This window comes from Mesorhizobium sp. M0001 (genome assembly GCF_040324255.1).
Classification (GTDB): Bacteria; Pseudomonadota; Alphaproteobacteria; order Rhizobiales; family Rhizobiaceae; genus Mesorhizobium.
On the sequence record NZ_JAMYVS010000011.1, the window covers coordinates 45,738 to 61,423 of the forward strand.

At 64.2% G+C, this 15,686-nt stretch carries 14 protein-coding genes; 6 read left to right on the forward strand and 8 right to left on the reverse strand.

Annotation, left to right across the window (positions count from 1 at the left end):
- Positions 1-144: 144 nt before the first annotated feature.
- Genes NKK50_RS25000 through NKK50_RS25010 form a run of 3 tightly spaced genes read left to right on the forward strand, consistent with a single transcriptional unit; the run spans position 145 to position 3,309 of the window.
- Complete coding sequence (locus NKK50_RS25000; protein ID WP_352499496.1) at positions 145-1,188, forward strand: class II aldolase/adducin family protein; 1,044 nt, start codon at positions 145-147, stop codon at positions 1,186-1,188.
- Positions 1,172-2,461, forward strand: a complete 1,290-nt coding sequence (locus tag NKK50_RS25005; RefSeq protein WP_352543986.1) for an FGGY-family carbohydrate kinase — start codon at positions 1,172-1,174, stop codon at positions 2,459-2,461. Before NKK50_RS25000 ends, NKK50_RS25005 begins: the two co-directional genes overlap by 17 nt.
- Complete coding sequence (locus NKK50_RS25010) at positions 2,458-3,309, forward strand: TIGR01459 family HAD-type hydrolase (protein ID WP_352543987.1); 852 nt, start codon at positions 2,458-2,460, stop codon at positions 3,307-3,309. The genes NKK50_RS25005 and NKK50_RS25010 overlap by 4 nt, the downstream gene beginning before the upstream one ends.
- A gap of 75 nt (positions 3,310-3,384) precedes the next feature.
- Here the strand turns inward: NKK50_RS25010 and NKK50_RS25015 are convergent, their stop codons facing one another.
- From NKK50_RS25015 to NKK50_RS25030, 4 genes are read right to left on the reverse strand one after another with little or no spacing between them, the layout of a single operon-like run.
- The gene (locus tag NKK50_RS25015; RefSeq protein WP_023745720.1) at positions 3,385-4,566 is read right to left on the reverse strand and encodes a hypothetical protein; all 1,182 of its coding nucleotides are present in this window, start codon (positions 4,564-4,566) and stop codon (positions 3,385-3,387) included.
- 21 nt (positions 4,567-4,587) lie between these two features.
- Positions 4,588-5,598 carry a succinylglutamate desuccinylase/aspartoacylase family protein gene (locus tag NKK50_RS25020; RefSeq protein ID WP_023686805.1) on the reverse strand — a complete coding sequence of 337 codons (1,011 nt, stop codon included), beginning with the start codon at positions 5,596-5,598 and terminating at the stop codon, positions 4,588-4,590.
- Between the two features lie 2 nt (positions 5,599-5,600).
- Complete coding sequence (locus tag NKK50_RS25025) at positions 5,601-5,945, reverse strand: RidA family protein (protein WP_023686804.1); 345 nt, start codon at positions 5,943-5,945, stop codon at positions 5,601-5,603.
- A gap of 38 nt (positions 5,946-5,983) precedes the next feature.
- Entirely contained in the window at positions 5,984-7,309 is a 1,326-nt protein-coding gene (locus NKK50_RS25030) for an alanine racemase (RefSeq protein WP_031247212.1), read from the reverse strand.
- 71 nt (positions 7,310-7,380) lie between these two features.
- Here NKK50_RS25030 and NKK50_RS25035 point away from each other — a divergent pair, with 71 nt between their 5' ends.
- The gene (locus NKK50_RS25035; protein ID WP_023692366.1) at positions 7,381-8,322 is read left to right on the forward strand and encodes an amidohydrolase family protein; all 942 of its coding nucleotides are present in this window, start codon (positions 7,381-7,383) and stop codon (positions 8,320-8,322) included.
- Here NKK50_RS25035 and NKK50_RS25040 read toward each other — a convergent pair.
- The 4 genes from NKK50_RS25040 to NKK50_RS25055 are packed head-to-tail and all read right to left on the reverse strand — an operon-like array spanning position 8,296 to position 12,805.
- Positions 8,296-9,267, reverse strand: coding sequence for an ABC transporter permease (locus NKK50_RS25040; protein ID WP_023695084.1), 972 nt, complete (start codon positions 9,265-9,267; stop codon positions 8,296-8,298). The genes NKK50_RS25035 and NKK50_RS25040 overlap by 27 nt on opposite strands.
- Positions 9,264-10,229, reverse strand: coding sequence for an ABC transporter permease (locus NKK50_RS25045; protein ID WP_023686801.1), 966 nt, complete (start codon positions 10,227-10,229; stop codon positions 9,264-9,266). The genes NKK50_RS25040 and NKK50_RS25045 overlap by 4 nt, the downstream gene beginning before the upstream one ends.
- Entirely contained in the window at positions 10,226-11,725 is a 1,500-nt protein-coding gene (locus tag NKK50_RS25050; RefSeq protein ID WP_023745722.1) for a sugar ABC transporter ATP-binding protein, read from the reverse strand. Before NKK50_RS25050 ends, NKK50_RS25045 begins: the two co-directional genes overlap by 4 nt.
- A gap of 27 nt (positions 11,726-11,752) precedes the next feature.
- A complete protein-coding gene (locus NKK50_RS25055; protein ID WP_023745723.1) occupies positions 11,753-12,805 on the reverse strand; it encodes an ABC transporter substrate-binding protein in 1,053 nt (350 codons plus the stop codon).
- Between the two features lie 229 nt (positions 12,806-13,034).
- Here NKK50_RS25055 and NKK50_RS25060 point away from each other — a divergent pair, with 229 nt between their 5' ends.
- Both NKK50_RS25060 and NKK50_RS25065 read left to right on the forward strand, forming a co-directional pair.
- On the forward strand, positions 13,035-13,841 hold the full coding sequence (locus NKK50_RS25060; protein ID WP_023723361.1) for an IclR family transcriptional regulator: 807 nt from the start codon (positions 13,035-13,037) through the stop codon (positions 13,839-13,841).
- Between the two features lie 1,427 nt (positions 13,842-15,268).
- Positions 15,269-15,646 carry a hypothetical protein gene (locus tag NKK50_RS25065; RefSeq protein ID WP_502896564.1) on the forward strand — a complete coding sequence of 126 codons (378 nt, stop codon included), beginning with the start codon at positions 15,269-15,271 and terminating at the stop codon, positions 15,644-15,646.
- Positions 15,647-15,686 lie beyond the last annotated feature (40 nt).

Sequence of the window (15,686 nt, forward strand, 5' to 3'; positions counted from 1 at the left end):
ACTCAACATCTTTCCGATTGCAAGAACCTTTGATGAAATTAGATCACCATTGACGTAAGTCGCTCGCATCTGCGATACACATCAACATCCCACGACGGGTATCCGAAGCTGCGAGGCTGGCGGAGCTGATAGAGGAAATGCGCCATGGCGACCTATGCGGATGCGCAGGAAATGACTGCCTTGCGGGCGCTTTCGGCCAGCATCGGGCGCAATCCAAACCTGACCCAGGCCGCCGGCGGCAACACCTCGCTGAAAGCCGGCGACACGCTGTGGATCAAGGCTTCCGGCACATGGCTGAAGGATGCGCTCTCCGAAGATATCATGGTGCCGGTGGCCATGGCGCCGCTGCTCAGGGCTGTCGAACAGCGCGACAGCGCCGCCGACCAGCCGCAGATCTTCGCCATCGAGACGCTCAACGCCCGGCGCCTGCGCCCTTCGATTGAAACCACCGTTCACGCGCTGATGCCGCAGCGCGTCGTCCTGCATGTCCATTGCGTCGAAACCATTTCGCTGGCGGTACAGGCCAATTGCGAGGTGAAAGCCGCCAGACGCCTTGATGGTCTCAAATGGGCGTATGTTCCTTATTTCCGGCCAGGCCTGCCGCTTGCCCAGGGTATTGCCGAGCGGCTTCAGGCTGGGGTCGACGTGCTGATCCTTGCCAATCACGGGCTGGTCGTCGCGGCCGATACCGTCGCCGAGGCCGAAGTGCTGCTGCGCCGCGTCACGCTGCTTCTGGCGCGGCCGGCGCGCCAAGTGGCGGAACCGGATGTTGCGGGATTGGCGGCGCTGGCCGGGAAAACCGGTTACAGGCTGCCGGCGGAAATCGAGGCGCACGCGGTCGCCATCGATCCCGAAAGCCGCCGCATGGCGTCCGGGGGCAGCCTCTACCCCGATCACGTCATCTTTCTGGGTCGGGGGTCGGTGGTGGCAAACCCCGGTGAGGATGTGCCGCGCGTCATCGAGCGGTGCGGTGCAAACCCCGTGGCGATCCTGTTTCCCGGGCTGGGCGTGCTGATGCGCGGCGATGCCAGTGCGGGCGCCGACGCCATGCAACGCTGCCTTGCCGACGTGACGGCACGCATCGACATTGCAGCGCGGCTGAACTACCTCACCGCCGCCGAGAACGATGAACTGGTCAACTGGGACGCCGAGAAGTATCGCCAGAAACTCAATGCCGCCAGCCGCTGACACGCCGCTTGCCATAGGCATCGACATCGGCACGTCCGGCGCGCGCGCGGTCGCCATGCGTCCGGATTTTTCCATTGCCGCGCGTTCCGCCATTTCGCTCGAGTTGTTTGGCTGGAATGCCCGCGACCCTGCAGTGTGGTGGTCAGCGGTCAGCGCAGCGCTGGCGGAACTGCTTTCGGGCATCGACCGAACAGCGGTCCGATCGATCGCTGTTGACGGCACTTCAGGTACGTTGCTGCCGGTCGACGGCGCCGGGCGGCCGCTGGCCGAGCCGTTGATGTACAACGATACGGTCGCCGACAACGCCATTCTGGTCGCGATCGCTCGCGAAGCCCCAGCGACCAGTGCCGCACTTGGGGCAACGTCCGGTCTTGCCAAGGCGCTCTGGTTCCAGCGCACGCCCGGTGTTGCCGCGGTGCTGCATCAGGCGGACTGGATCGCGGGACAATTCTCCGGTCGTTTCGATGTCAGCGACGAGAACAATGCCTTGAAAACCGGTTACGACGCCACGGCCCGCTGCTGGCCGGACTGGATTGCGGCCACCGAAATGCGCATGGAGTTGCTGCCCGGTGTCGCCAGGCCGGGCGATGTCGTCGGCAAGCTCACCGCGGATGCCGCGGATGTGTTCGGCTTACCGCGCGAAATCGCCGTCGTCGCCGGAACGACCGATGGCTGCGCCTCGTTCCTGGCGACAGGTGCCGCGGCAATAGGCGACGGCGTCACCGCGCTGGGGTCGTCGTTGACCGTCAAGATCCTGTCCGACCGGCCTATCTCGGCGCCACGCTTCGGCATCTACAGCCATCGGCTTGGAGATGTCTGGCTGGCGGGCGGCGCATCGAACTCCGGCGGCAAGGTGCTGACACAGCATTTCCCTCTGGCGCGCATCGTCGAGCTGAGCATGGCGATCGACCCGATGACCGAGACCGGCCTCGACTACTATCCTCTTGCCACTGCAGGCGAACGCTTTCCGATCGCCGATCCGGCACTGCCGCCGCGTCTTGTGCCCCGACCGGTGGAGGACGCCGACTATCTGAAAGCCATGTTGGAGGGTATCGCCGCGATCGAGGCGCTCGGTTATGACAAGCTCGCCGAGCTCGGCGCGCCGCGGCTGACGTCGGTCAGAAGCGTCGGCGGCGGTGCGGCGAATGCCGCCTGGACGGCGATCCGGCGGCGCAGACTTGGTGTTGATTTCCTGCCGGCACTTTCGGACGAAGCCGCCGCCGGCACGGCGCGACTGGCGCTGACGGGCGCAAGCGCGGCGGGGCTTCTATGAGCGCGAAAACAGTCGAACACCTCACCGGCGTCAACCAGCTGGCCGAGCGCTATTATGTTTTCCTGCTCGATCAGTTCGGCGTGCTGCATGACGGCGCCAGCCCCTATCCAGGGGCGGTGGAAGCACTGTCGACGCTGAAGCGCGCCGGCAAGACCATTGTGCTGATCTCGAACTCCGGCAAGCGGGCGGGGCCCAACGAGAGCCGGCTGCTAAAGCTCGGCTTCGAACCGGGAAGCTGGGACCATTTTGTTTCTTCCGGCGAGGTCGCGTGGGAGTTCTTCCACGACATGGCGGTATCCGGAAAGCTACTGCCAAACACGAAATGCCTGTTGATAAGCCGCGACGATGACCGCTCGGCGATCGAAGGTCTGCCCTTCGCATTGACCAAGGACGGTGACGATGCCGGGCTGGTGCTGATTTCGGCCAGCGAGGGCGACCGCTACGATCTCGAGCACTATCGCCGGCTTCTTGCGCCGGCTGCGGTGCGGCAGGTGCCATGCTTCTGCACCAACCCTGACAAGATCATGCTGACGGCAGTGGGGCCGCGCTTCGGCGCCGGCCGGCTGGCGGATCTCTACGAGGACCTCGGTGGTAGCGTCACGCGTATCGGCAAGCCTTACCCCGCCATATTCGGCGCCGCGCTAGCGCTGGCAGGCAATCCAGACCGCAGCACTGTGGTCTGCGTCGGCGACAGTGTCGAACACGACATCGCTGGCGGACTTGCTGCCGGCGTGGCCACGGTGCTGGTTCTGTCAGGAATATTGGCGGAGACCCCTGACCTGTTCGATCTGTTCGACACGATGGACGCCTACCCGGATTACACCATGGATCGCTTCAGGTTTCGCTGATTTGATTCACCTGGCAGCGCTCGCGCGCGAATCCGGCCTCAACGCCTCGTGGCCGACGAGCATTGGCCGGCTGGCTCAAGACCGCCGAACAGCGCCGATCCAGTCGAGCCGCGCGGCTGGAATGAGGCCGTAATTGTAGAAATTGATGCTGTCAACACCGGGCGCCAGCGCCGGCTTCATCTTGGCCGCCAGGATGTCGGGGCGGGCCATTTCCGGATAGAACAGCCGGTAGCCGGCGCCGAGGAATTTGTCCGCGCCCAGTGCCGCACGGCCGGCCGCCATCAGGCTGGCGACATCGCCGGCCTGCATGTCGTAGGCGCACAGGATCGCCCCGTCGCAGACCTTGCCCAGCGCTGCCAGATCGCAACCGCCAAGCCAGCCGTCTTTCAGATCGATAATAACGACCCCCGTCGTGGGATCGGCTACCTCGCGCAGTTCGGCGACCAGGCTGGTCACTGGCTCGAATCGCCACAAGAGATAGGCATGGAGTTCCGGCCATGGGGCAAAGGCGTCGAGCCCGCAGGCGGGAAAATTGGGAAAGCGCCGCTCAGGCACCGCACGCTCGCAGGTCTCGACGATCCATTGCCTGGTGAGCTTGCTCGCCGCCTCGGCATCGATGCCGGCTTTTGCCGCACGGGAGACGCAGGACGGACAGAAGCACAGAGACAAAAGAAAATCGTCTTCCGGCGTCAGCCCGACACCGTCCTTCTCGTGATGGTATTCATGGGCAAAGCCCATGAAGGACGGGCTTTCAAGTTCTATCCGGTCCGGCCGGTAGCTGTGCGAGATGTCGGCGATCAGCGCGCGGACATAGGCGCGCGCATCGGGATGGGAGGGGCAGAGATTGTAGTAATTGGCATCGCCGAAGGCGTTGCGGGTGACGGCCTGCGGATGCAGCATGCCCAGGCGGGTGTTGTGCAGGCAGACCGTCCAGCACGAAACTCCTAGTCCGCCCGCGTCGCGACGGCGGATGAGCTGACCGAGCACGTCGCCGCCCTCAGTGATCACGTCAGCCACCTTGGGCTGGATGGCTAGACTTCCCCAGCGCGCAGCGGTCGGCTTGAAATAGATGGTGCCGTCCTCAGGGAAATAGGCCTTGCGGCGCGGGCTGCGCGGCTGCAGGAAGCGCCCGGCATGATAGGATGTCGCCAGGCTGATCATGTTGAGCCCGGCGCGCTCGACAAGATCACGTTCGACCGTCTCCAGGCCGAGATCCTGGATGTCCCAGGGATAGGTCCACATGGACAGTTGCTGCATGGAATATCCTCTGCCTTTGGCTCAGCCGTCGACCGGCTCTGCGACCTGCATTAGGCAGTCGCCCGCCTCACACATCGTGTGCAGCCGGCGCGACAGCACCAAGCCGCTTTCGGCGAAATGCAGGGCCTCCTCGGCAACATCGAGCCGCTCGAGATCGTGGTACCAGCCGGCCAATTGTCCTGAAGTGACACTGTCGCCGAGCCTGGCGGCGGGCTCGAACCAGCCGCGGCGGGTGGCATAGAGGCCCTGGCTGTGCCTGGACAGGGACAGCAGCCTTGTCGGCGCCGAAGGCTTTTCGCCCGCGCCAAGAACCGGCGCGTCGACCACACCCATTGCTATCATCAGACGGTCGAGCGCGCGGGCCGTGATCGCCATCGAATCGACCGTTGCGGTGCCACCGCCGCCGAACTCACCGCTGACGCCGACGGCGCCGGCGCGGCGCGCTGCGCCCATCGAGGTTGGCGAGGCCTGGCCGTTGTCAGCGATAAAGCCGTAGGGCATGCCGAGCGTGCGCATCAGCTCGACGCCACGCCGGTGGCGCTCGGGATCGGCGTTGCGTTCGACCAGCGCGGTCGGCAGATGCTCCATCGACGTGCCGCCCGAATGGATATCGAAGACGACGTCGTGACGAGGAAACAGCTCCGTCTCAAGGAAATTGGCGAGCCGGCTTGTCGGCGTTCCCGAGGGATCGCCGGGAAACGCCCGGTTGAGATTGCCGCCGTCGAGCGGCGAGCAGCGCTTGGCGGCCATCACCGCAGGGGCGTTGGCCATCGGCATGATGGTGATGCGGCCCTTGATCCGCTTCGGATCGAGCCGGCGCGCCAGTTTTGCCAGCGACAGCTCGCCCTCATATTCGTCGCCGTGATTGCCGGCCATCAAAAGCAGTGACGGGCCGTCGCCATTGCGGATGAGGCAGATCGGCACCTTGACCTGAAAGTAGGGCGAGCGATCGATCGAGAACGGAATGCTTAGATGGCTGAGCGTCTTGCCGTCGCGGTCGAAATCGAGCGTGTGGGCGAGGCCGGTGTGCATGGTCAGACCGCCGCGACCGCGGTGATTTCGATGCGGAGATCAGGGTCGGCAAGCCGCGCCTCGACGCAGGCCCGCGCCGGCAGGCGGGCAGGATCGATCCAGGCATCGTAGATGCTGTTCATGGCCTCGAAATCACCGATCTGCGGCAGGAAGATGTTGACCGCCACCAGCTTCGACTTGCTGCTGCCGACCTCGACCAGCAGCGCCTCGACTTTGGCAAGCACGTCGCTGGTCTGGCCTTCGATGCCGGCCTTGCGATCGTTGGCCACTTGGCCGGCTATGTGAACGAGGCCGCCATAGACGACTGCCTGCGACATGCGCGAGCCGGACTGAAAATACTTGATCATATCGGATCCTTTCGAGGTTCTCTTTTTGGGGGATCTGGTCAGCCGAACCAGGTGGGGAAAGCGTGGCGGACGTGGCCGGTCGCGTCGACGCCGAAGATCACGCGATAACGGTCGAGGCAGGTGCAGGGATGCGAGATGCCGAATTCGACGACGTCGCCGACGGCCACGTCGTCGCTCGGTGCAATCGACAGGAAGGAATGCTGGTCGTTGAGCTTGACCACCTCGGCGCGCGCCGCCGGCATCGGCAGCGGCTTGCAGGCACGAAAGACGGTGAGCGGCGTTGGAAAGCCCTGGTCGAACGACACGTCGCGCATGCCCATGCCGCAGATGACAAGGCCCGGCTCCGGACGCGACAGCACTTCGGCCCAAAGGCGTAGCGCAGGGCGAAAGGAATGCCGCGCCGAAGCGCTGATGCCGCCTATGGCAAAACCTTTGCGGGCATCGAGGGCGCCGAGCGAACGGTCATAGGTGCCGTGGTCGTGGAAGAAGATGGCGCCGTTGCGCAGCACCAGCGTTGCGTTGCCGTCGCTGGAAACGAGGGGTGCAAGCGCCGCGACCACCTGGTCGAAGAAGGCGGAGCCGCCGGCTGTGACGATCAGCGGTGCGTCGCCGCCGACGCGGGCACGCAGCCGCAGGAACATGTCGGCGGTCATTGCCAGCAGGCCGGATATCACCTCATCGGTGCGACCGGGCTCGGGTTGCGCCGCCGCCCCTTCATAGGTCGCAACGCCGGCGATCAGCAGCCGCCCGCCGGCAGCCGTGATCGCATCGGCGATGGCCTCGGCTTGCGCGGTGGTGCGGGCGCCCGCCCTGCCCGCACCAAGTTCGACCAGCACGCGCAGCGGCGGCAGCGCCGCATTGGCGCGCCAAGCCTCGGCAAGCGCGTTCACGGCGTCGATCGAGTCGGCAAAGACATAGAGCTCGGCATCCGGCCAGGCACCAGCAAGCACGGCCAGCCGGTTGGCGCCGCCGGCTCCTCCAACCTCATTGGCGATGATCAGCCGTGTCAAGCCGGCCTTCAGCATCACTGTCGCTTGCCTGATGTCGGCGACCGTCGTGCCCCATGCGCCGGCCTCGACCAGCGACCGGGTAAGATCGGGCGCCATCGGCGTCTTGGCATGCGGAGCGATCGCAACATTGTGTTCGCGCGCATAGCGCAGGAACAGGTCGCGATTGGCGGAGAAGGCCGCCTCGTCGAGGGTCAGCACCGGAAGCGCCATGCGTCCATCGGCCGGATGCCAGTGCTCGGCCGCGACAAGGCTGCTGTCCAGCCCGGTTGTGCCGGGAGGCACGCCGCGGATGCGGTCGTCGAGCCGAAAATTTTCGCGCACCGAAAGGGCTGGAACCGGTGAGTTTTCAGTCATGCGATGCTAACCCTTTTACCGTCGCAGAACGAAGCCAGGATCGATCGCCGGTCACAGCCTGAGAGAGATACGTGCCAGAACCTTACGCCGGACCGATCATCGACGCCCATCATCATCTTTGGGATCTCAGACTGGGACGGCATCCCTGGCTCGCCGCCACGGCCAGCGAGCGCGGCGGCCTCGGCGAGCTTGGCCCCTTGCGGCGGAACTATCTGCCCGGGGATTATGCGCGCGATGCCATAGGGCATAATGTCGTCGCCACCGTCCATGTCGAAGCCGGCTGGGCGAGTGGCGACTGCATCGGAGAAACGCGCTGGCTTGAAACACTCGACAAATCGCGCGGCGTCGCCGCCCGCTATGTCGTTCACGTGCCGCTCGCCGATCGCCAGGCGCCGGCGCTGATCGAAGCGCAAGCCGCGTTCGAGCGTGTCGCCGGCGTGCGCGACATATTGAGCTGGGATCCCGACCCTGCCCGCCGTTTTGCGGCCCGTGACGGCATCATGGACGATCCGGCCTGGCGCGCCGGGCTTGCCTTGCTTGGCCAGCATCGGCTGGCCTTCGACATGATGGTGTTTCCGCGCCAGCTCGCCGACGCGGGGCTGCTTGCCAGGGCCTTCCCCGATCAGCAATTCGTGCTCAACCATTGCGGTAGCCCGATCGACCGCGACGCCGATGGCATGCAGGTGTGGCGCGACGGGCTGCGGCTTCTGTCGCAATGCGACAACGTCGCCATCAAAATATCGGATCTGGTCGCCTACGATCATGACTGGACGCTCGACAGCCTGAAGCCCGTCGTCCTGCATTGCATCGATTGTTTCGGCACCGGTCGCGCCATGTTCGGCAGCGACTTTCCGGTCGCCGGCCTGCATGCCTCGTTCGATGACATATATGACGGCTTCAAAACCATCACAGCGGACTTTTCCGCCGACGAGCAGACGGCGCTGTTCTTCGGCAACGCAAGGCGCATCTATCGGCTCGACGATGTGTCATCGGCGCGCCTGCTCCCGGCCTGAGAGCAGCAGCAGGCCGAGGATCAGCGAGCCGAACAGGATGCTGCGCCAGCCGGGCGATGCGTTGACGACGGTGATCAGCGCGGTGATGGTGACCAGCAGGATGGCGCCGGGGATGGTGCCGGCATAGGTGCCAAGCCCGCCGAGGATCGAGGTGCCACCGAGGACCACGGCGGCAATCGAGGCGAGCAGATAGGGATCGCCGATGCCGACATAGCCCTGTCCGTTCATGCCCAACACGAGCACGCCGGCAAGTCCCGAGCAGAAGCCGCTGATGCCGTAGACCGCAAGCGTCGTGGACGTGACCGGAACACCGGACAGCGCCGCGGCAAGCGGGTTGGCGCCCATGGCAAAAATCCGGGCGCCGAGCGATGTCGCATGCATCGTGGTCAGCACGATCGCCGAGACGACCACCCACAACAATACGCCAGCGGGAATGCCGGCCGGCCGGCCATTGCCGAGCCAGTGGACCAGCGGGTTCTCGGCGGTCACGGCGCTGCCGCCGGCGATGATGATCAACAGACCCTGCAAGAATGTCGCCATGGCCAATGTCATGATCATCGGGTGGACGCGCAGCAAAGCGACGCCGAGCCCGTTGACCAGGCCGATTGCCGTGGTCAGCACCAGAACGGCAAGAATGGCGGTGATGCCGGTCGGATCCACCTGCCACGACAGCAGCGGCAGGCTGACGGCGCTGACCGTGACGATGGCCGCGACGGAAAGGTCGATGCCGCCGGCGATCACCACAAAAGTCTGGCCCGCGGCAACCAGGCCGATGACGGCGCCGAGCTCCACCAGATAGCGCAGATGGCCATAAGCGCCGAAGCCGCGCGAAACGAAGCTCGCCACGATCCAGACCGCGGCAACGATGGCAACGGTGAGAAACGGCCGGCTGCGCAGGACCGTCAGGGCGCGTTTGCCGCCCGCGCTGTCATTCCATGCTGTCATTGCTGTGCCTTGCGGAATTGCGGGATGGCGACCGCGCCGATGATGATCAGGCCCTGGGCCACATATTGTGCGACCGGCGTGAAGCCGAGGAAGAACATGACGCTGATCATCAGGCTGAGCAGCAGGCTGCCGGCAAGCGCGCCGCGCATCGTGCCCTGGCCGCCGAGGAAGCCGATGCCGCCGAGCACCGCAGCGGCAATCGAGTTCAGGGTAAAGGCGGCGCCGATGACCGGGTCGCCCGAACCGGTCTGTGCGGCGACGAACAAGCCGGCGCCGGTGGAGAGCAGACCGCTGATCGCATAGGCCGCAATGCGCGCGCCGTCGACCGGCACGCCGGAGCGATAGGCGCCGACCGGATTCTCGCCGGCGGCATAGAGGCTCAAGCCAAGCGGCGTGGCGAGATAGAGCTTCCACAGGAGAACGATGAGCACCAGCAGCACGAATGCCGCCGGTGTGTTGCCGGCAAGCAGGTCGGACAGCCACGCCGGGATTGCGCCGCCGGGCCGCGGCAGGATCAGCAGTGCGGCGCCGCCGATGATGAACGACCCGGCAAGCGTCACCACGATGGCCGGCAGCCGAAGCCGTACCACGATGAAGCCGGTCGCCGCCCCGATGCCGAGGCCCGTCAGCGCCACCGCGGCAGTGCCCCCGGCGACGCCCAGCGGCCCGGCCATCGTCGTCGCGGCGATGACCGCGCCCAAGCTGACCGTCGCGCCGATGGCCAGGCTGATGCCGCCGGTGAGCATCAGGATCGCCTGCGCCATCGCGACCAGAGCCAATGGAAACCAGCTCTGCGTGAATTTGGCGAAGCCGGACGCCGTGAACAGACCCGGAAAGAGGACGCCATAGGCGATGAGAAACACCAGGACGACGGCAAACAGGCTGCGCACGCCGACATTGCGACGCAGTTGCACCGGCCAGTAGAGCGCGCCGGTCTGCCGGGCGGAGGAAGATGTGTTCATGCCGCAACCTTCCGCTGTTCGGCGCCCATCGCCGCGGAGACGATGGCTTCCTCGCTCAGCGCTCCACGCGCCAGCATGGCGACGATGCGGCCTTCGCGGACGATGGCTACACGGTCGCAAAGGTGCACGAGTTCGGGCGTGTCGGAACTGAGCAGCACGACCGCCTTGCCGGCGGCGGCGAAATTGCGAAGCATCATGTAGATCTCACGCTTGGTTTCGACGTCGACGCCGCGCGTCGGATCGTTGAGCAGAAGCACCAACGGGTCGTGCGGCATCCATTTCGCCAGCGCCACCTTCTGCTGGTTGCCGCCCGATAGAGCCTGCGCCGCCCGGCCGAGGTGACCCTTGATGCCGAGTTGGGCGGCAAGGCTTTTGGCCGTCTCGCGCTCTGCGCGGCGGCTGCGCAGCTTCAGCGCCGGCAGCCTGGCAAAGGCGGGCAGCATCATGTTGGTGATGATGGGATGGATCAGGTGCAGGCCCTCGCGCTTGCGATCCGCGGGCACATAGGCCAGCCCCAGCGCGTTGGCTTTCGGCACGCCGCCGGGCAGGCCGGAGGCGCCGTTGACGGTCGCCGACGCCGTCCGTGCCGGAATGGCGCCGTAGAGACCGAGCAGCAGATCTTCCTGCCCTTGCCCGACCAGGCCGCCAATGCCAAGCACTTCGCCCGTTTTGATATCCAGATCGACGTCGCGCATCAGGCCGGCCGAAAGATTTCGGACAGAGATAGCGTTGGCAGGCAAACTGGAAGGCTGCCATTGCGGAAAAAGATCACCGGGATCGCGGCCGACCATCAGCCGAACCAACCCGGCGGCGTCGGTGCCTTCCAGGGTGCGGTCGGCCGTGCAGGTGCCGTCCTTCAGAACGGTGACGTGCTGGCACAGCGCCATGACTTCGTTCAGTCGGTGCGAGATGTAGAGAATGGCGATGCCTTCGCCGCGCAACCGCTGCAGCAGATCGGTGAGGATTTTGGTTTCGGTTGCCGATAGCGACGATGTCGGTTCGTCGAGAATGAGCACGCGCGGCCGGCGGTAGAGCGCCTTGGCGATCTCCACCATTTGGCGGCGGCCGAGCGACAGATGCCCGACCGGCGTCGACAGCGGCTCGTGCAGCCCGACAAGTTCGCATGCGGCCCTCGCCCGCGCAGCGAGTTCGCGGTAGTCGATCAGGCCGAACCGTTTGGGATAGGCGCCGAGACCAACATTTTCGGCGATGGAAAGACTGGCCGTCAGGCTGAGTTCCTGCTGGACGACGGCGATGCCGGCCTGCCGCGCAACAGCTGGCGTCATGCGTGAGACCGCGCTTCCATCGACCTCGATGGTCCCGCCATCCGGTCTCAAGGCGCCGGACAAAAGGTTGATCAAGGTCGACTTTCCGGCGCCGTTCTCGCCGAGCAGCGCATGCACGCGGCCCGGCTGGAGAGCGATTGAAACGTCGCGCAGGACGGGGTTGCCGAAGAAAGACTTCGACACCCCGCGCGCCGCGAGCAGCGGAGCCATGGTTGTCAACGCTACAACCCTTCAGGCTTATTTCTGAGCCAGCAGCTTCTTGAACAGCTCCTCATCGTAAGGAGAAAAGATGTAGCCGTCAGCCGGGAAGTCCTTGGCCCGGGCGAGGTATTCGTCGATGTTGGAATTGTCGATCACCGGCAGCGGAATCTTGACGAAAGCCGGCACATCCTTGCCTTCCAGCGCCTGAACGGCGGTGTAGGTGGCGAAGGCGCCGAGCCAGTTCGGCTGCATCGTCGCCCAGCTCTTCAAGCCCTTTTCTTTCCAGAGTTCCAAAAACTGCCGGGCGTTCTCACCGGTGATCGGCACCTGTTCACGGCCCTGCTTGTCGAGGGCCAGCACGGCGCCTGCCGACAGAGCGCCGCCGAGCGACAGGATGCCGTCGATCTCGGGGTTGGCGAAGAGCAGGCTGGTGACGGCTTCCTGTGCCGGCGCGACGTTGTAGGGCGTGTTGGTCTCGGCAAGCACCGTCACGTCGGGATGGGCCTTGAGCTCAGCGTCGGCGCCTTTGCGCCTGTCATCGCTGACCGAAACCCCGGCGGGGCCATTGAGGATCAGGATCTTGCCCTTGCCGCCGATGGCGTCGATCAGGAACTTGGCGGCCTGGCCGCCCCATTGCGAAGAATCGGTGTTGACCTTGGCGGTGACCTTGTCGGTGTCGACGAGGCTGTCGAAGTTGATGATGGCGATGCCCTTGGCGCAGGCATCGGCCAGAACGCGTGCAGGTGCGGTCGACGAACCGGCGATCAGGATGATGGCGTCGACATCGGAATCGATCATCGACTGGATCTGCTGGATCTGGACGTTGGCATCGCCCTGAGCGTCGGTGACGACGAGCTTGTCGACCAGTCCCTGCTTCTTCAGGGTCTCGACTTCGGCTTCGATCGTGCCTTGGGTCTGCTTCATCCAGGTCGGCACGGAATAGATGTTGGCCCAGCCGATCGTGTACGGCGCCTTGCGGTCGCCCTTGATGCAGTTGGCGGCGGCATTGGCTGCCGAGCCGGCGCCAAAGCTCAGCACGAGACCGAGGCAAAGCGCGCTGGCGGATGCGAAAAACGGTGATTTCATCATGACTGTTCCCTTCAGAGGTTGTGGCCTCGACGTGCAGAACAAGGGCGAGGAAACCCCTCGATCGCCGGATCTTGGAAACCGTGTGTCGCCTCGGGATTTGTCTGCGTCAGGCTCGTTAGTTTGTCTGGTATTTCAGACAATGTGTCTGTATATCGGACAAATTGGATGCTAGACCGAGCCTTGACATCTTTCAAGCGCCTTGAGACGAGAACCGAAATGATTTTGGCGGATGGTCATGAGCGACGGCACTAACGATGCGATCGGGAAGGAAGCCGGCGCGGAGCCGCGCAACGGCGAACGACGACGCGGCATTGACCGCGTCATCATGCTGCTCGAGGCGTTGCTGCGGCACCGCGCGCCAATGCGCGTCGGCGACATCGCCAAAATGATCGGCGCGCCGCGTTCGACCACCTACGAGATCGTCAACAGCCTGCTCGACGCCGAAATGCTCGAAAACGTCGGCGGTGAAGGTTACGTCTATTTCGGACGCGCCATGCATCTGTTCGGCTGGGCCTACTCACATCACAATGCCCATTACCGTCGCATCATCGAGACCTTGGATAAGTTGGCCGCCGAGACAGGCGAGACGGTCCAGCTATGCGGCCTGCGTGGCAACAAATACGTCGTTCTTGACTGCCGAGATTCCCCAGGCCCGTTCCGGATCTCAAGCGATGTTGGGGTTGAGGTGCCGATCCCATGGACGGCATCCGGACGGCTGCTCCTCGGCCATATGAACGAGCAAGAGTTGAGGGATTTCATCCCATCTGGCGACTACAGGCTTCCCGACGGCCGCATCATTGCACCAGCCGAATTCTTTGCCGATGTTGCCTTGGCCCACCGGCAGGGTTTCAGCGAGACCACAGCCTTGGCCGACCGTTTCACCTGGTGCATGGCGGCCCCCATCCGTGACGGCCACGGCGCCATCAAAAGGACCTTGTGTTTGGTGTTACCCGTCGACACGCCGGAGCCACGGCGCGACGAACTGCTTGCGTTGCTGCGCGAGCGCGCCCGTGGACTGTCTCTGGCGGGAGGCTGACGATCAGCCGTCGTGCCCTCAGGTTGAAGCCTCTTAAAGGCACATGGATTCCGCTCTTCCCCATTGGTTCCATTTAGGTTCCGGACCTTAGTCCCATAGTCGGTGGATAAGGTCCGAACCAGGGAACACGCAACCGGAAGCCACATTAGGAGAAGACCGTCGATCAAAGTCCCTTCATCGCCGGTTGAGGATCCCGCCGCTCTTCCTGTCGAGAGCGCGGCGGGATCCTTACGCGCGGAGCGAGCACATGAGATTTGTCGAGATTTTCACAGATGTGCTTACGGCCCTGCTTCTCGCTTTATTCGTGTGCGGGATATTCGCTGTTTTCGGAGGCCATCTGGTTCCTCCACGCTACGCAAAGATGGTGTTGCTGCCGGACCTCGATAAGATGACGACTGCATCATCTACACCCAGCTTGCCCGATTCCATCGACTTGCAAGTTCAAAAGCGCCCAGAGGTGCAAAGGTCTGCCGGCGTGACACAGCGCGCAGTCGGTCTGGAGCCGTCAGTGCCATCCAGCAAGCGGTAAGAATCAGCGGAGGTTTTGTGGCTCCCCAGCTATCAGAGAGCGCCGGCGATTATTGACAGACCCGGCTCTTGAAATTGGCTGAAATCGCCGCTCCACATTTCCGCATCTGTTTGAATTGTGTTTATCAACTAGTGCGAACGCTATGGCGAAGCAGGTTGAGCTGGCGGCGTTCCTGGCTGATCCCCGCCAGTGCTTGATCGCGGCGTGGGATCCTTGTCGAGCTTGGGATTCCGGTCCACCGGTTCGCCATTCACATCATCGGCCTTGGAGTTTGCAGGGTCCGTTTGGCCAGGATTTGGGCTGTAAGTATCTGGCGATGGAACCCGGCTGTTTTGTTGTGTCGCCGGTGTCTTAGCCTGCTCGCCATAGATTTCAGCGATCCCCCAGGCAACGAGCGCCAAGACAAGGCCTGCCAAGAGCACGCCAAGGACCGGTCGCCCCAAGCCACCCTGCCTGGCCCGCTTTTCCGGAATGTTTCTGCTCATGATCGCAACCTTGGGCTAAGAGGAGTGGCCCGCGCTCCAGGAGCGAAGACGCGGGCAGTCAAGAGCTCCGGATGTTGGCCATGCGGCGAACAGGGAACTCGCTGCACATACCGAACTCGCTGGCGCTGTTGATGTTCCCGCGGAATCCAAACAGCGCGCCGCCGGGAGCCGGACTGGCAATTTGGGTTGGAGTGGCTGGAACGAGCCAGCTCAAGGTCAACGAGCGGCGGTGTGCGTAAGCGGGCATTGCGAGCCAGACTGGAACTTTGCCGAATCTGCCGCGTTGCCGACCATGGCCGACTACAACGAGACCACCAATCCGGTGCTGACCGGTTGCAAGGCCCGCGTTGCCACCAGGGACATCTGTTTGAAGGCTATCTGAATTTGCTCCTCGTTGTTGGCGATCCCGCCCGATGGAACATCCTGATCCGCTCGCGGTTGGGGAAGCCCGGGCCAGCGGCAGGAGCATCATCATGAACGTCGAACGTAACCCGGCCGAAGACAGAGGCGATATTCAGTCTGGGGTGACAGAGGACAAGACGCCGGGATTCGACCCGGCGGCGGCGCCTATGGAAACCGATGCCGAAGCAGCAGACACCTGCGCCGTGCCGGTTCCGGCAGCGACGGGCACGCCGGCTTTCGCTAATCAAGCAAGCTTCGCCAATGCGATGCGGCGGCCGGACGCCGAGCGCGCCCCGGCCCCGAGTAAAAACGGCCCGGTGCTGGCCATTGTCGCGCTTGTCGTCGTTGCCGCCGTCGTGTTCGTTGTCGCCGCGATTCTGGCGCGATAGCAGATCCTGCGCTTGCGCCAAACCTCTGCCCTGCGAAGCG

Bases quoted from the DNA above. Each gene is read 5' to 3' on its own strand.
- NKK50_RS25025 (WP_023686804.1), bottom strand. From the start codon at position 5,945: ATGATCAAGTATTTTCAGTCCGGCTCGCGCATGTCGCAGGCAGTCGTC.
- NKK50_RS25030 (WP_031247212.1), bottom strand. From the start codon at position 7,309: ATGACTGAAAACTCACCGGTTCCAGCCCTTTCGGTGCGCGAAAATTTT.
- NKK50_RS25040 (WP_023695084.1), bottom strand. From the start codon at position 9,267: ATGACAGCATGGAATGACAGCGCGGGCGGCAAACGCGCCCTGACGGTC.
- NKK50_RS25005 (WP_352543986.1), top strand. From the start codon at position 1,172: ATGCCGCCAGCCGCTGACACGCCGCTTGCCATAGGCATCGACATCGGC.
- NKK50_RS25065 (WP_502896564.1), top strand. From the start codon at position 15,269: ATGGAACATCCTGATCCGCTCGCGGTTGGGGAAGCCCGGGCCAGCGGC.
- NKK50_RS25000 (WP_352499496.1), top strand. From the start codon at position 145: ATGGCGACCTATGCGGATGCGCAGGAAATGACTGCCTTGCGGGCGCTT.
- NKK50_RS25020 (WP_023686805.1), bottom strand. From the start codon at position 5,598: ATGCACACCGGCCTCGCCCACACGCTCGATTTCGACCGCGACGGCAAG.
- NKK50_RS25050 (WP_023745722.1), bottom strand. From the start codon at position 11,725: ATGGCTCCGCTGCTCGCGGCGCGCGGGGTGTCGAAGTCTTTCTTCGGC.
- NKK50_RS25055 (WP_023745723.1), bottom strand. From the start codon at position 12,805: ATGATGAAATCACCGTTTTTCGCATCCGCCAGCGCGCTTTGCCTCGGT.
- NKK50_RS25045 (WP_023686801.1), bottom strand. From the start codon at position 10,229: ATGAACACATCTTCCTCCGCCCGGCAGACCGGCGCGCTCTACTGGCCG.
- NKK50_RS25010 (WP_352543987.1), top strand. From the start codon at position 2,458: ATGAGCGCGAAAACAGTCGAACACCTCACCGGCGTCAACCAGCTGGCC.
- NKK50_RS25015 (WP_023745720.1), bottom strand. From the start codon at position 4,566: ATGCAGCAACTGTCCATGTGGACCTATCCCTGGGACATCCAGGATCTC.
- NKK50_RS25060 (WP_023723361.1), top strand. From the start codon at position 13,035: ATGGTCATGAGCGACGGCACTAACGATGCGATCGGGAAGGAAGCCGGC.